The following is a 13,677-nucleotide window of genomic DNA, read 5'->3' on the forward strand; positions in this document are numbered from 1 at the left end:
TTACTTACTTTTCTAGTCATGATTTATCTCTTGGTTTTTTCTGCCCAAAAATTGGCACAAGTCCCTTCTGTTGGAGAAACTTTGGAAAAATATAGCAGATGGTTTATTGCCGTTGTCTATTTAGGATTGGGGATGTATATCCTGATTGAAAACAACAGCTTTGACATGCTACGGGCTGTGTTAGGCTAGGAGAAAAAATTATGAAAAAAGATAGTATCTGTCAAGTGGATGTTATTAATCAACAAAATGTTACAACTGCAACGAACTACCTTGAAAAGGAAAAAGTCCAAAAATCACTTCGCATTTTGTCAAAATTTACCGATAATAAACAGATAAATATCATCTTTTATCTCCTTGCTGTTGAAGAACTCTGTGTCTGTGATATAGCCTGTTTACTAAATCTCAGTATGGCATCTGCCTCCCACCATCTTCGTAAACTAGCCAATCAAAACATCTTGGATACTAGAAGAGAGGGGAAAATTATATATTATTTTATAAAAGATGAGGAAATCAGAGATTTTTTTAATCAACTAGGATAACAATGGATACTTACGCTGAATTAGCACCTCAACGAATGTTAGAAGCTGTGGGTATTTATCTTGAAAAGATTGCTGAACTAACGCAATAACTACTCTACCATTCACTCTACCTTTTGCTAAGGAACATTACAAAAACGTTGATATATAAACATTTCTAACAGCTAAAATAGACAATACTTAATCTTTACTGATGTGAAATAGGGATTCACTACACGTCAATTGGCGGTAGAAACCTTGATTTTAAGCGATTTTTGAAAGATGAACTTTCATTACATTGCAGTACAAATCAGTCGAATCACTACCTTTTTCACTACCTTTTTTGAAATAAGTTTTTGATTCGGATAAGTAATAAAACCCACTGGCTAATTAAAAGTCAGTGGGTTTTTGAGTGATTAGAAAGAAGTGAAGTTACGGATTAACAAGATCGACAATGATAAGTTCTGGGCGATTAAAGAATCTTGGTACTCGTGTAGATTCTTTGGCCAGACCCCTGCTTACAATAAAATGCGAATTTTCAACTTCATATAAACCACCTGCATATTTCGGAAGAAAACCTTGATTAGGTGCAAATACACCATTAACCAAATAAGGCACTCTCCATTGTCCTCCATGCGCATGACCAGATAACACTAAATCAAATCCATACTTTTGATAAGTATCAATTAGTTCTGGTCGGTGCGCTAGTAAAACTTGGAAGTCAGTGCTTATTTGCCTCCTTTTTATGTCTTCAAGTTGGTCTAGCAAATTCTCACTAGTATCATACTTTTGAAAATATTCAGGATCATCAATGCCTGAAATAGTGATGGACTGCCCCCTTACATCAACTCTACTACTATTTCCAGATAATACGACCACATGCTGTTGTCTCAGATGTTCCAGCATTTGATCATATCGATTACTCCATATTTCATGATTACCTGACACATAGTAAGTATGATTAAATTTTCCTAGCCCGCTTAACAATTCTAGAGTTTTTCTGTCAGAAAGTTCATCATCAAAAATATCTCCACCTAATAAAATGATATCTGGCTCTTCTTTCTCTAATGTTTCCAAGATTTGTATCTGATTTTTACCGTAATTTGATGAGTGTAAATCAGTGATTAGAGCAAGTCTGATTGGCTGAGATATTTTGGGACTGACAAGCCTGTAATGAGTTACTTGAAGCCGACTGTCAAAACCTAAAGCAAGAAAAATTAGGATACAAATAAAAACAAAGCATCGTGGCTTAATATTTTTTAGTTTTTTCATTATTCGAACTATTTTACCAAATTTCTGTAACGAATAAACATTTTCAAAAGGTTACTCAATAATAATATCAAAATATTTTGTATCAACCTCTTTTGGAGCAACGTAACTAATATTTCGTTTGGCATTGAATATGTCAGATTCTTCCAATGATGTAGAGAGTCCGCTCCATGGTTCTAATGCGATAAAGGGACTCTGATTTGTAGTTGACCAAATCACTAAATATGGAAAATCATCAAATGCAATCGAAAGTTTCTTCTGATGATTTTTTGATTTCAAGGTTACCTTTCGTGATGCTAACTGATCCAATGTTATGGCATCATGCTCAAACAGTTGATAGGACAAGTCCAAGGTCTTCTGATTTTCCAAGAATGGCCGGCGATCTTGCAGATCAAGTAAGCCAGTTTCTGGAAAACTTCTAGGTACTGTACAAGATTCTACTTTTTCAAATTCTAAATAATAGTCTTCATAACTCTCACCATCCAACAAGGGACAATTAAAACCTGGGTGACCACCAATAAAGTAAGGTAGCTTTCTATGTCCCTCAAGGTTTTTCACCCGATATTCAGTTCGAATTGTATTGCCAAGTAGTGAGTAGTTAATCGAAAGTTCAAATTCAAAAGGGTAATTTTTTACGGTTTCTTCGTTTGATGAAATAGAAAATTCTAAAGAGTTTTCAGTACTATTTACATTTTTGAACATCATTTTTCGCACAAGTCCATGCCTCGGAATTGTGCCTGTAAATGTCGGTCTTTCTGCAGGTTCATAGATAGCCCAATCATTTCGTAAACTTCCACAAATCGGAAATAGAACTGGTGCTTGACCGCTCCAATAGGTCGGATCACCTTGCCAAAGATATTCGATACCATCCTTGTCTTTAATAGAAATAATTTGTCCACCTAATTCAGAAAATTGTACTGTTAAGTTCTCATTTTTTAATTCGAGCATAAAAACTGCCTCCCTTATATGAAAACAAGGATGCTAACTTGAGCTAAGCATCCTTGTATTACTTTTTTATTCAATAACCTGTGTTTCTGCTACTTTTTTATACCAATAAGCACTTTTCTTTGGATAACGTTCTTGGGTATCAAAGTCAACATAAAACAAACCATATCGTTTCTCGTATCCATTTGACCAAGAAAATACATCCATCAAGGACCAGATGAAATAACCTTTAACATTGGCACCATCTGAGATAGCATCTGAAATCACTTCTAAATGCTTTTTCACGTAGTCGATTCGACCGTCATCATAGACTGTACCATCTACAAATTCATCTTTATAGCCTAGGCCATTTTCAGTGATGTAGATTTTCTTATAGTTTGGATAGTCATTTTTCACACGCATGATTTGATCATAAAGACCTTGTGGGTAAATAATCCAATCCCAGTCCGTTTTTGGAATATCGACTGGAGATTCTCTACGACCAACTCCCTTGATTTGATACTTAGAACTTCCCTTTTCCCCTTTACCATTATGGATAATTTCAGTCTCACCGTCATGAGCCCTCATCCAATCACTCATATAGTAATTGATGCCCAAGAAGTCGTTCAGATCTTTTGCGGCATCTAAGGCAGCAAAGTCTTCATCACGAAGGTCTAATTCCCCACCATTTACTTTCAGAATATGTCGAACGCCTTCAAGCGTTTTTTCAGAATAGTAACCCAAGTATGTAGCATCGAGGATAAATTTATTATGAATAATATCTTCTAGTTCCGCTGCACGAATATCGTCAGGATTGGTTGGATCATAAGGATATTTCGTTGGCAATGCGTGTACAACACCAATTTCTCCGCTATATCCAGCATCCTTGTAAAGCTTAACTGCCTTGGCATGTGAAACCATCATATTGTGGTGAGATTGGAATACCTTAGCTAAGTCATACTGAATACCTGGCGGGAACTTACCTACAAGATACTGTCCGTCACCAATTGGACCGATTTCATTAAAGGTAGTCCAGTAATTAACTTCAGGGAATTCTTTGAAGCAAAACGCTGCATAATTGACGAAGTGTTCAATGTTATCTCGATTTAGAAAGTCCCCATTAGAATGTAGCGTTTCTGGTGTATCGAAATGGTGAAGCGTTACAAATGGTTCTACGTGACGCTTATGGCATTCCGCAAATAATTTATGGTAATACTCTACTCCCTTTGGATTCACTTCTCCAAAGCCTGTTGGGAAGATACGAGACCAAGCAATCGAAATCCGAATGCCATTTACCCCAAACTGTTCACTTAGCTCTAAATCAACTGGATAACGATTATAAAAATCAGAAGCTGGTTCCGCAGTGTACCAGTAATTATCTTCTAGATACTTGTCCCATGCAACACGACCTTTTCCATCCGTCTGTGTAGCACCCTCTGCCTGATATGCAGCAGTTGCTCCACCAAATATAAAATCTTTCGGTAATGTTTTAACCATATGCCTACCTTCTTCTATCAAAAATAAATAAAGGGGGAGGAGTTGGAGATGATAACTCCCTCCCCTTTTGATTAAGAACCTGTATTCACAAGTGAAGTGCTTGTATATAAGAGATAGTTTTTCGCTAATCAAGGCGATTTTTTGAGGGAATACTGACTGTATTTTGAAAAAAACTAACGATGAATAGCTGAAAAACTAGCCTTAGATGGAAGTGCTGAACTGTGAATACAGGTTCTAGAACTGTTGTTTGACAAAGTCAAGAGCACCTTGACCATCTCGTGTGAGTTTAATGTATTGAGCCCCTTCAGTTTTGGCAAGTTTAATACCCAATGCATCAGTTTCTTGTTTAATGTCATCGTAGTTTGATGCTACTTGAGGTGCAAGGATGACTAATTGATACTCTGGCAAAATCTCACGGTGTGCCCCATAACTTCCTGCTGTAGCTGTAACTGGAACACCATATTCTTTTGCAGCTTTCGTTAGAGCGTTGGCAAGTAATCCACTTGTACCACCCCCTGCACAAAGTACCAAAACATTTGTTTGTTCAGAAATTTCGGTGTCGACTGCAGCTTTTTCAAGAATAGCATCCGCTTTGGCAGTATTGAAATTAGCTGCCACTTTCTCTTTCAAGCTATTTTCAACTTTCCCTGATTGTTCTTCAGCAAGAATTTGCTCATCGTAAACTTTCAAGAATGGATAATAGATAAGTACATCGACAACTACCAATAAGATAGCTAGTGCAAAGGCTAGTGGAGCAAAGTTTGTTCCCATTACAATCCCCAATGGTCCTGGAGTTGTCCATGCTAAGTTGACGCTGAAACTATTCATTTTTAACGTATCAACAAAGAATTTGAAAATCCATACGTTAGCAATTGGAGCTAAGATGAATGGAACAAAGAATACTGGGTTGAGTACAAGTGGTGCACCGAACAAGATCGGTTCATTTACACCAAAGAAAGTTGGAACAACTGAAGCACGTCCAATTGCTTTATTTCGTTTAGACTTAGTCAACCACATAAACATGAATGGCACAACCAAGGTAGCACCTGTACCACCCATTGTTACGATAAACATTTGAGTACCTGAAGTCAGGATTTTGTCCGCATGTTGACCCGCCTGTAGAAGCTGGAAGTTGGTTTCAATATTGGCATAAGTAATGGCTGCAATTGCTGGTTCCACAATAGATGGACCATGAATCCCTACAAACCAGAACAAAGCATAGGCACCAAAGATAATGGTAATACCAACATAACCATCTGCGGCTGTAAATAGAGGCTCAAATAATTTCAGGATCGCCTCAGCCACGTTTGTTCCAAGGAATTGACGTGTCACAAGATCAATTCCATACAAGACAAAGATAGACAATGCATATGGAATTACATCTTTAAATGCCTGGGATACGTTCGGTGGAACTTCGTCTGGCATACGAATGGTGACATTGTTTTTCACACAGACCTTATAGATATTAACCGTAATGAAGGCTGCCAGAAAAGCTGTCAAAAGTCCCTTAGTTCCCATGTAACCATTGGCAAATCCACCTTCAATACCATCAGAAGCCAGTAATAAGAAACCTGAAATTGAGGCAATCATTGTTGAAATGAAGTTGATTTGATTGGTTTTTGGCAATTGACGGTTAAACGCATCTGTCAAAGATTTTGCGGTCGTTCCTGCAACTAAGACAGCTACAATACCCATTGTATAACCGTAAGGTTTCATGATAGCTGCAACTGCTTCATCTGACCAAGTAAAACCAAAGATATTAGGTACAAATGCTACCATTAGAAAGATACTTGAGAACAAGATAACCGGCATGGCAGCGATAAAACCATCACGGATAGCCCTTAAATAAGGGTTTCTCGAAATCTTTTCAAAGAAAGGCTTCCCTTTCTCAATGAATTCAATCAATTTATTCATTATTTATCACCTCGTTTGTAAAGTTCAATCATATGACTCATCATATCTTTCAATAATAATGTCGTCATGAGATGGTCTTGGCCATGCATGAGCGTCACACTAAAGGCTAAATCCTCACCAGCTGCTTCTTTCTGCAACAAACTTGTCTGAGCATGGTGGGCTTCAACAATACAAGCATTGGCAGCTTCAACTAGTTCTTCTGCTTTTGCATAGTCGCCTTTTTGAGCAGCAGCCAGTGCCTCCATCAAACGAGAACGGGCATCACCAGCGAATGCCACAATCTCAAAACCTAATAACGTAATTTCTTCTCTGTTCATAATATGAACCTCCTATTTTTTATGTACTCAATGGAAATACCATTCAGACTAGGCGACGAAAACGTAGATAGAACTAAAGTTCATCAAGTTGAGGCAACAACGTCTGAATTGGATTTACGAAGAGTATGATTTACAATAACCGTTGAATATGTAACACAATATAGAACCTTTCACTATCATTTACTGGCTCATCAACCAATGATGTAATCATCTCAAAAATCTGACTTCCAACCTGATGGGCTCTTGGATTCTGGAGCTTGATGTACTGTTCCAAACTAGCAATCGATTCATTTGACTGATGGGATCTATCTAAGTAATTCAGAAAATAGGACAAATGAATCATAAAGCGATCATAAAAATTGCTATTTTCTTTTGTGCGTTTAATCCCATTCTCTATCAAAATTTGTTCAACCTCAGCAATAATTTTCTTACTGATGTCATGTTCTTCACTTGTGGGATGAATGGTTTCACCTTTTGCATTGATTAAGTGAAGTGCAATTCTACCAATCTCATCATTTGGAAAATCATTTAGCAACTTTTCACGAAACATAGCTAAGGCTTCACGCGCCATTTTATATTCCAATGGATATTCGGCTGAAATATTGGGTAGTCTACTTTCTTGATAGGTATTCTTTAAAACCGCCTGATATGCACAATAGATATGATCTGTCAGTGTCACATATAGATATTCTTGTACAGGGTAATGATAAGTTTCTACCAGATGATTAATAACCGTGTAGGTTGCCGAAATAAAATCTAATGGAATATCTTTTAATAAGGTTAGAAAATTTTCTTTGGCCTCATCATTTTTTAGTGAAAAAATATTTTCTATCTTGTCCTTAACAATTAAATCCCCTTTTTTCTTTTGAAAGGTTATACCTAATCCCATCACGACTGCCTGTTCCCCATGTTCATTCTTCACCAGGGCAGCGTTATTATTTAGTGACTGTATAATCCTAAACATATATCCCTCCTATATTTTTAAGCAAAAAAAGACTACAAACAAACCGAGAATATCCTACTCTCAAATCCATTTGTAGTCTTGCCTAATCGAATTAGTTACAATCCACTCTATTCTTGCTGATGAGATTATTATAGCATATTCTCAGAAAATGTAAACCCTTTCTTTTAAGAAAATGGTTATTTTTTCAATTATTTTTCTAGCCAAGAAGTTGCTGTTTGAGACAAGACTGCATCAAGTCCCTCGATATTTTCACGACCAACAGTTCGTAACCATTCACGTGCTGCTTCTTCACCTTGTTCAATATAGACTGGCACAACACCCGCCCACGTCGCACGACCACAGAGAACACCGTTAAATTTAGCACCTGCTTCATGTGCAAACACTAGTGTATCTTGGAAAAGCTTAGCAGAAACACCTGCACTTAGATAAATGTAGGGCAAATGAGTTGATGCTTCTTGTTGACGGAAATATTCGGCTGCTTCTTCTTTTGTATAGACGACTTCCCCTGTTCCAAAGCCTTCTACAAAATTCATGTTTACAGGTACTTCTACCTTGAGAACATCTACTCCAAAACGTTCATCCGAAAAGACTTTCATGGCTTCATTTACTTTTCGAGGTTTGACTTTTGCAAATTCCACACTGGCATTGTCTTCAATCGTTTCATCATAGCTCAAAATTTCCAAGAAGAATGGTAAACCTTCAGCCTGACATTCTGAACCCAATCGTTCAATATAGGCATGTTTTTGAAGGTTGACATATCGGTCTCCATCAACATCATAATAGAGTAAGAACTTGATAGCATCTGCCCCTTCTTCTTTTAGTCGTTTTACAGACCACTCCACTAGGCAATCTGGTAAGCGACTAGTAGAGCTGGTATCATAGCCAGTTTTTTCATAAGCTAGGAGCAAACCGCACTGTTCGTCACGGGCGCGTGATGCTGGCAAACCAAATTCAGGATCTAACAGAATTGAGGAAGAAAACTGTGTTAATTCCTCTGAAACTAGTTTCTTTAGTTCTTCCATCTGCTCCACAGTAGGTTCTTCTGTCTGATGTTTTGCCATCATTTTTTTCAGGGCTCCACGTTGGTCAAATGCTAAAGCTGAAATAATACCTGCTTCATTGCTTACTTTTTCCATGTATTTTCTTTTATCTGCTGTTGCTACCATATTATACCTCTTCGACTTCGATTTGAGAATACAACGATTCTGCATTTTCTAAATTGACGTAACCCGTCTGTTCTTCCTGGGCATTTAACATGCCTAAAACATTAGCATTTTTTAATAATTCTGCTTCAGGTAAAGCATGTACCAAACCTGCTGCAATACCTGCAACAGTTGAATCTCCTGATCCTACTGGATTGACGACTTTGATTTTTGGAATTCTGACACGATAGAACTTGTCATTGTGCTTGGCAAAAGCCCCCTGTGCCCCTAATGAGACGACTATCCACTCAATTCCTTGAAAAAGTTGACCAGACAACACTGATTTCAACTCTCGAATATCATCAGTAACTTCTTTACCAATCAGTTGTGATAACTCCTCTGTATTCGGCTTAATCACAGTCGGCTTCTGCTGGCTTTCTAAAACGTTTTTCAGCGCCTCACCAGAACAATCCAAAACAACAGCTACACCGAATTTTTTACAAAGTTCTACAATCTCAACATAATAATTGCTAGCAAGTCCCTTAGGCAAACTTCCTGAAATGACAACTACATCTACATTATTCAGGATGATTTCAAGATGTTCTATAAAATTCAAGGCTTCATGTTCTTGAATAGTTGGTCCTTGTTCTAAAATCTCCGTCTGTTTGCCATCATGAAGAACCGCAATACAGTTACGTGTTTCGCTCCCAATTTCCACAAAGGAATTTTTAATATCCTTTCGAGTGAGTTGTTTCTTTACATAACTTCCAATCTCACCGCCAATAAAGCCTGTTGCTACAACATCTTCACCGATTTGTTTCAAAACTCGTGTGACATTGAGCCCCTTGCCTCCAGCTGTTTTTTGAACTTTTTCTACTCGATTGACAGTATCCAAATGAAAGGTATCCAGTTGATAGGCAATATCAACGGACGGATTTAAAGTGATTGTCAAAATCATGTGAGCCTCCTAGTCGTGGTATTCTCCACGATCCCACTTTTCAAGAAATTCCGTAAAGAACTCTGGATTAGCCTGCTCTTGATTGAGCGTTTCAACTGCAGCAATCTTTTCAATCAAACGTTTGTTTGCTTCAGTTGGTTTGTATTCTGCTTTAATGAAGGCTTCAATGATGTCGCACATGAGCAACTCACCTGTAATCTTTCCTCCAAAACCAATGACGTTGGCATTTAACTCTTCTTTTGCATAGAGTGCGGAGGTCATATCACGAACCAGGGCTGAGCGAACACCAGGTACCTTGTTTACAGCATTGTTGATTCCAACACCTGTTCCACAAATACAAATTCCCAAATCTGCTTGTCCGCTTGCAACAGCTTCACCAACTTTTTTACCAAAGATTGGGTAATGAGTACGAACATTGTCATAAGTCCCAAAGTCCAATACTTCATATCCTTGATTTTTCAAATAATCTACCACAGCGATTTTTTCATAGGTTACAATGTGGTCACAACCGATTGCAATTTTCATCTCTTATTCTCCTTTGTTTACAACAATTAGCACATTTTATTTAGCATATCGACACGAATTTGGTGACGGCCGCCATCATACTCACCTTCAACAAATCCTTTAACGATATTTTTAGCAATTCCCTCTCCTACAATCTCACTACCGATTGTAATAATACGCGAATTGTTATGTCCTCTTGTCATATAGGCAGAACGTTCGTCTGAAACTTCTGCAGCGATCATGCCTTTGACTTTAGTTGCGGTCATAAATGGACCAACACCATAAGCATCAATCACAATGCCAAGATTTCCTTCCTCTTGATTAACTTCTGCAACTACTGCCAAAGTTGTATCAACAAAATCACTTCCATCACTGACATCTTTAAAGTCATATGATTTTTCTAGCAAATAATCTTTAATAACGTCTTTTAGTTTTGAGCCCGCTGGATCAGCACCGATAATGATTGTCATAACTTATCTCCTAACAAAAATAGAAAGTTGTAGCCATATTTGGCAGAAAATCTTTGTTTTGCAAAACTTAGAAAAAGCGTTTTCGCTTTTTATGTTTAAATTATACAACCAAAAAAACATAAAGTCAACATATTTTGTTTTATTTTTGTTTATTTTTTTCGTATACAAACAAAAAACCAACATTCCGCTGTTGGTTTTGATAACTTTATGATTTTGTAGTAATAATTTCAATGTAGTTACTTAATAATTGGTAATTTTCATCCTTTGCATTCATATCTGTCACTAGAGCAGTTACATCATTCAAATCACAAAAAGAAGTAAAATCATCTTTTCCAATTTTCGAGGCATCTAGCAGTAGATATTTTTCTAAAGAATGTTTAATGGCAATATTTTGCGTATAGGCTTCGGCTAGGGTAGAGGTCATGACATCAGTTCCCTTAAGTCCGTTACCTGAAAAGAAAATCTTGCTGAATCGCATTTTTTCTAAACTTGTATTGGTAATTTCTCCTACAAAAGATTCTGTCACTTGGCGATATTCCCCACCCAAGAGAAAGACTTGAAACTCCTCGGTCTTTTTTTGAGATAGGATGGTAAAAACAGGCATACAGTTTGTGATGACTGTTAGGCGAGGATTTTTAATGGCCTCAGCCAGAAAGGCCACTGTTGTTCCTGGACCTAAAAATACCGTGTCTCCATCTTCTATCAGTTGTGCAGCCCTTTCCGCTATCTCTTGCTTGGCTTCCTTGTTCTGAATGTGTTTCTCAGAATGGGAATATTCCCGATATTGAAAAGCCTTATTACTTCTAGCACCGCCGTGAATTTTTGTTAAGACACCTTGCTCTTCCAATTCAATAAAATCACGTCGAACAGTCATATCAGTAACATTTAGCAATTCAACAATCTCAGAGATTCGAACTGTACCTTTTTTGTTTACCAATCGTGTAATTTCTTCTAGTCGTTCTCGTTTATTCATGTTTAATCCTTTGTTGTTTTATTACATTATATCAAAAATAAACAAGAAGATGTTGGAATTTTGAACATTTATACTAGGTGAATTGAAGCTTCTTATCCAAATCTCAGTTCAGAAATTTTTTACATCATTAAGATAGAGCCAAGCCCTTCTTTGATAAAGGTTACTATTGATTAACAATTGATACATAGGGATTACCCGTTTTAGAAGCGCCAACTATCTTGACTTTTAAAGCTTCGTATAAAGTAATTCTATTTTCTAGAATATAAGACAACTCTTGGCCATCCATAAATAAAATTTTATCTCTATTTGCAAAGTCTTGAATTACCTCATCTCTAAAACCGTTTATTGAAAGAAACTGTCCTCGAGTTGAAGTTAGTTTTGTATCAACTTTTTGTTTTAAAGAGGCAATTTTCAAAGAATTTACTGGATTTTTTCCCATTTCATTTCAACTAGATAATCAAAACCTTCAAACCTATTTTTGAAGCTGTTGTTGTCTAATTTGAATTTTCTTCTCCTGTTTTAAACGATGATAGGAATTCCTCTTGAATTAGATACTGCATATAACTATACATCGTTTCCATTACTTTTACTCATCTCCCTCAACCGTTCCTGTCCAACCTTCATCATCTCTTCCTCAACTTTACTCCACTCCCCGAAAAGGCAGTTTTGAAGAACTTCTGCTGCGGAACCTTCATCAGTTTCAGAATCATAGATACAAGTCCTATCTCTTTGATAAATCTGAATCTGGTCAAAGAGTTTATCGCTTTCAAGCTCCTTTAAGTTACCAACCAAATGCTCTACAATCCCATCATGGTGTTCTTTTGGTGTTGCTCTGGCCTGATTGGGATCGATGGCATAAAGTTCTTCGTAACGAATCAAGGTGCTGAGATAAGAAAGCTCTGGTTTAGTACCAATGACAGCTAAAGAGACTTGGTATCCTTTCGAAGCTAATAATTGAGCAGTCTGACGAGGAACTTGAGTGGTACGCAAAGTCCCTTCAATCAGCAAATGATAACCTTGTGTGCTAAGTTCATCAACCAGATGCTCTACCATTTTTCCTGCAAATCCCTTGGTATAGTCCACGCTGTCCTTGCCATACTTTTCTTGCAGGGCTAAGTAATTGGGATGCTGAGAACGGTAGCTGTCACCATCGATGATAATGATATTACCTTGAAATTCCTTTTGCTTGATACGATGAATAGTCGTCTTACCTGCTCCGCTTTGTCCACCAAGTAAGATAGCTTTCGGTTGATCTGGAAGCATCTTTCCCCGGGTTAAAGCCCGAATGGTTCGCTGCAAGGCCTTCTGAAATGCAGCCTCACTAAATTCTTCCAACCTCATTAAGCCACCACCCGATGATACACCATGTCTAACATCCGCTCAATACCATCTAAATAGCCATTATAACGCTCGATTTCATCGAAAGTATCGACAAGGTAAATTTTCGTATTGATCAATTCAGCCAAATCATCGCTCATGAGAATCCAAGGATTTGTTTCATCATCAAAAGCAATATCCTGACTATCTTGATATCGATAGAGCTGCGATAAAATGGCTGCTCCACGTTCTTTTATCACTTCTACTTTTAAAGTCAATTGGTAATCTTCAACAGGTGTTAACATCTTGTCCTCCCCTACAATATCGATATAAGAGACATTAAATTTCTGACAAATACGGTCGATAAGCTCTATTGAAACCGTACTGGTCCCATTTTCATAACGACTCAGGCTATTGCGTGAAATCCCGACCATTTTAGCAAATTCTGGTTGTGTTAAATCGTGTGTCTGGCGTATTGATTTTATATTGTCTCCGATCATAGATAAAGACCTCCTCATATTTGCTTTCATTATAACACAAAAACGACTGACGCACCATTTTTGGTGCGTTCTTTGTTTTCTTATTTTTTGATTAGCCGTCTGCAAGACCCCTCGGAGAGCGTTTGTAGTTTTGATGGACCACAGGTCTGTCAAAACTACAAAAACATTACTTTTTGGCAAAAAGTAACAAAAATCTATCTTGAATCGAAGTCAATTGTTTATCTTACAGCTCAAAAATATCGAACATAGGCCAGCGGGGAATAGCAAAGCGCCCCGCTGTTGCCCGCCATTCGGGCAATCGAGCATGAATTTTCAGTTTCATAATAATAAAAATGGAGTTCTATATTTTCCATTTATTGGGCAAACATGGACTTTATAAATTTAGACCATTTTTCAACTATTAATGGACTTCA

At 37.4% G+C, this 13,677-nt stretch carries 16 protein-coding genes; 2 read left to right on the top strand and 14 right to left on the bottom strand.

Going from position 1 to position 13,677, the window contains the following annotated elements; all coding sequences use genetic code 11:
• Both C1E58_RS08590 and cadX read left to right on the top strand, forming a co-directional pair.
• Positions 1 to 189: cadmium resistance transporter (locus tag C1E58_RS08590; RefSeq protein ID WP_193441744.1), on the top strand; the 189-nt coding region annotated here is incomplete at its 5' end.
• A gap of 11 nt (positions 190 to 200) precedes the next feature.
• The gene (gene cadX, locus C1E58_RS08595; protein WP_000711078.1) at positions 201 to 539 is read left to right on the top strand and encodes a Cd(II)/Zn(II)-sensing metalloregulatory transcriptional regulator CadX; all 339 of its coding nucleotides are present in this window, start codon (positions 201 to 203) and stop codon (positions 537 to 539) included.
• A 408-nt stretch (positions 540 to 947) separates the two neighbouring features.
• Here cadX and C1E58_RS08605 read toward each other — a convergent pair whose 3' ends face one another.
• The 14 genes from C1E58_RS08605 to pezA form a co-directional block, all read right to left on the bottom strand.
• Complete coding sequence (locus tag C1E58_RS08605; RefSeq protein WP_105124284.1) at positions 948 to 1,787, bottom strand: metallophosphoesterase; 840 nt, start codon at positions 1,785 to 1,787, stop codon at positions 948 to 950.
• 51 nt (positions 1,788 to 1,838) lie between these two features.
• Positions 1,839 to 2,732 (bottom strand): aldose 1-epimerase family protein, encoded by an 894-nt coding sequence (locus C1E58_RS08610; protein ID WP_105124283.1) that lies wholly within the window; start codon positions 2,730 to 2,732, stop codon positions 1,839 to 1,841.
• Between the two features lie 66 nt (positions 2,733 to 2,798).
• Positions 2,799 to 4,205, bottom strand: a complete 1,407-nt coding sequence (lacG, locus tag C1E58_RS08615; RefSeq protein WP_105124282.1) for a 6-phospho-beta-galactosidase — start codon at positions 4,203 to 4,205, stop codon at positions 2,799 to 2,801.
• Positions 4,206 to 4,439: 234 nt separating this feature from the next.
• Positions 4,440 to 6,119 carry a lactose-specific PTS transporter subunit EIIC gene (locus C1E58_RS08620; protein WP_044760675.1) on the bottom strand — a complete coding sequence of 560 codons (1,680 nt, stop codon included), beginning with the start codon at positions 6,117 to 6,119 and terminating at the stop codon, positions 4,440 to 4,442.
• Entirely contained in the window at positions 6,119 to 6,436 is a 318-nt protein-coding gene (locus C1E58_RS08625; protein ID WP_003048451.1) for a PTS lactose/cellobiose transporter subunit IIA, read from the bottom strand. The genes C1E58_RS08620 and C1E58_RS08625 overlap by 1 nt, the downstream gene beginning before the upstream one ends.
• Before the next feature lie 130 nt (positions 6,437 to 6,566).
• Positions 6,567 to 7,400 carry a PRD domain-containing protein gene (locus tag C1E58_RS08630; protein WP_105210065.1) on the bottom strand — a complete coding sequence of 278 codons (834 nt, stop codon included), beginning with the start codon at positions 7,398 to 7,400 and terminating at the stop codon, positions 6,567 to 6,569.
• A gap of 188 nt (positions 7,401 to 7,588) precedes the next feature.
• On the bottom strand, positions 7,589 to 8,566 hold the full coding sequence (gene lacD, locus C1E58_RS08635; RefSeq protein ID WP_105210066.1) for a tagatose-bisphosphate aldolase: 978 nt from the start codon (positions 8,564 to 8,566) through the stop codon (positions 7,589 to 7,591).
• A 1-nt stretch (position 8,567) separates the two neighbouring features.
• Positions 8,568 to 9,500: a tagatose-6-phosphate kinase gene (locus C1E58_RS08640; protein WP_105210067.1), complete on the bottom strand. Its 933-nt coding sequence runs from the start codon at positions 9,498 to 9,500 to the stop codon at positions 8,568 to 8,570.
• 9 nt (positions 9,501 to 9,509) lie between these two features.
• Positions 9,510 to 10,025, bottom strand: a complete 516-nt coding sequence (lacB, locus tag C1E58_RS08645) for a galactose-6-phosphate isomerase subunit LacB (protein ID WP_002941130.1) — start codon at positions 10,023 to 10,025, stop codon at positions 9,510 to 9,512.
• Positions 10,026 to 10,051: 26 nt separating this feature from the next.
• Positions 10,052 to 10,474, bottom strand: coding sequence for a galactose-6-phosphate isomerase subunit LacA (lacA, locus tag C1E58_RS08650; RefSeq protein ID WP_002941127.1), 423 nt, complete (start codon positions 10,472 to 10,474; stop codon positions 10,052 to 10,054).
• Between the two features lie 205 nt (positions 10,475 to 10,679).
• A complete protein-coding gene (locus tag C1E58_RS08660) occupies positions 10,680 to 11,447 on the bottom strand; it encodes a DeoR/GlpR family DNA-binding transcription regulator (protein ID WP_105210068.1) in 768 nt (255 codons plus the stop codon).
• 163 nt (positions 11,448 to 11,610) lie between these two features.
• On the bottom strand, positions 11,611 to 11,886 hold the full coding sequence (locus C1E58_RS08665; protein ID WP_238142261.1) for a hypothetical protein: 276 nt from the start codon (positions 11,884 to 11,886) through the stop codon (positions 11,611 to 11,613).
• A 125-nt stretch (positions 11,887 to 12,011) separates the two neighbouring features.
• Positions 12,012 to 12,788, bottom strand: a complete 777-nt coding sequence (gene pezT, locus C1E58_RS08670; RefSeq protein ID WP_105124278.1) for a type II toxin-antitoxin system toxin PezT — start codon at positions 12,786 to 12,788, stop codon at positions 12,012 to 12,014.
• Complete coding sequence (pezA, locus tag C1E58_RS08675) at positions 12,788 to 13,264, bottom strand: type II toxin-antitoxin system antitoxin PezA (protein ID WP_105124277.1); 477 nt, start codon at positions 13,262 to 13,264, stop codon at positions 12,788 to 12,790. Before pezA ends, pezT begins: the two co-directional genes overlap by 1 nt.
• Between the last annotated feature and the right edge of the window lie 413 nt (positions 13,265 to 13,677).

This window comes from Streptococcus suis, from assembly GCF_002964575.1.
Taxonomy (GTDB): Bacteria; Bacillota; Bacilli; order Lactobacillales; family Streptococcaceae; genus Streptococcus; species Streptococcus suis_R.

What these genes read in the sequence shown, in the direction of transcription:
- cadX (WP_000711078.1), top strand. Translation starts at nt 201, where the DNA reads ATGAAAAAAGATAGTATCTGTCAAGTGGATGTTATTAATCAACAAAAT.
- C1E58_RS08605 (WP_105124284.1), bottom strand. Translation starts at nt 1,787, where the DNA reads ATGAAAAAACTAAAAAATATTAAGCCACGATGCTTTGTTTTTATTTGT.
- C1E58_RS08610 (WP_105124283.1), bottom strand. Translation starts at nt 2,732, where the DNA reads ATGCTCGAATTAAAAAATGAGAACTTAACAGTACAATTTTCTGAATTA.
- lacG (WP_105124282.1), bottom strand. Translation starts at nt 4,205, where the DNA reads ATGGTTAAAACATTACCGAAAGATTTTATATTTGGTGGAGCAACTGCT.
- C1E58_RS08620 (WP_044760675.1), bottom strand. Translation starts at nt 6,119, where the DNA reads ATGAATAAATTGATTGAATTCATTGAGAAAGGGAAGCCTTTCTTTGAA.
- C1E58_RS08625 (WP_003048451.1), bottom strand. Translation starts at nt 6,436, where the DNA reads ATGAACAGAGAAGAAATTACGTTATTAGGTTTTGAGATTGTGGCATTC.
- C1E58_RS08630 (WP_105210065.1), bottom strand. Translation starts at nt 7,400, where the DNA reads ATGTTTAGGATTATACAGTCACTAAATAATAACGCTGCCCTGGTGAAG.
- lacD (WP_105210066.1), bottom strand. Translation starts at nt 8,566, where the DNA reads ATGGTAGCAACAGCAGATAAAAGAAAATACATGGAAAAAGTAAGCAAT.
- C1E58_RS08640 (WP_105210067.1), bottom strand. Translation starts at nt 9,500, where the DNA reads ATGATTTTGACAATCACTTTAAATCCGTCCGTTGATATTGCCTATCAA.
- lacB (WP_002941130.1), bottom strand. Translation starts at nt 10,025, where the DNA reads ATGAAAATTGCAATCGGTTGTGACCACATTGTAACCTATGAAAAAATC.
- lacA (WP_002941127.1), bottom strand. Translation starts at nt 10,474, where the DNA reads ATGACAATCATTATCGGTGCTGATCCAGCGGGCTCAAAACTAAAAGAC.
- C1E58_RS08660 (WP_105210068.1), bottom strand. Translation starts at nt 11,447, where the DNA reads ATGAATAAACGAGAACGACTAGAAGAAATTACACGATTGGTAAACAAA.
- C1E58_RS08665 (WP_238142261.1), bottom strand. Translation starts at nt 11,886, where the DNA reads ATGGGAAAAAATCCAGTAAATTCTTTGAAAATTGCCTCTTTAAAACAA.
- pezT (WP_105124278.1), bottom strand. Translation starts at nt 12,788, where the DNA reads ATGAGGTTGGAAGAATTTAGTGAGGCTGCATTTCAGAAGGCCTTGCAG.
- pezA (WP_105124277.1), bottom strand. Translation starts at nt 13,264, where the DNA reads ATGATCGGAGACAATATAAAATCAATACGCCAGACACACGATTTAACA.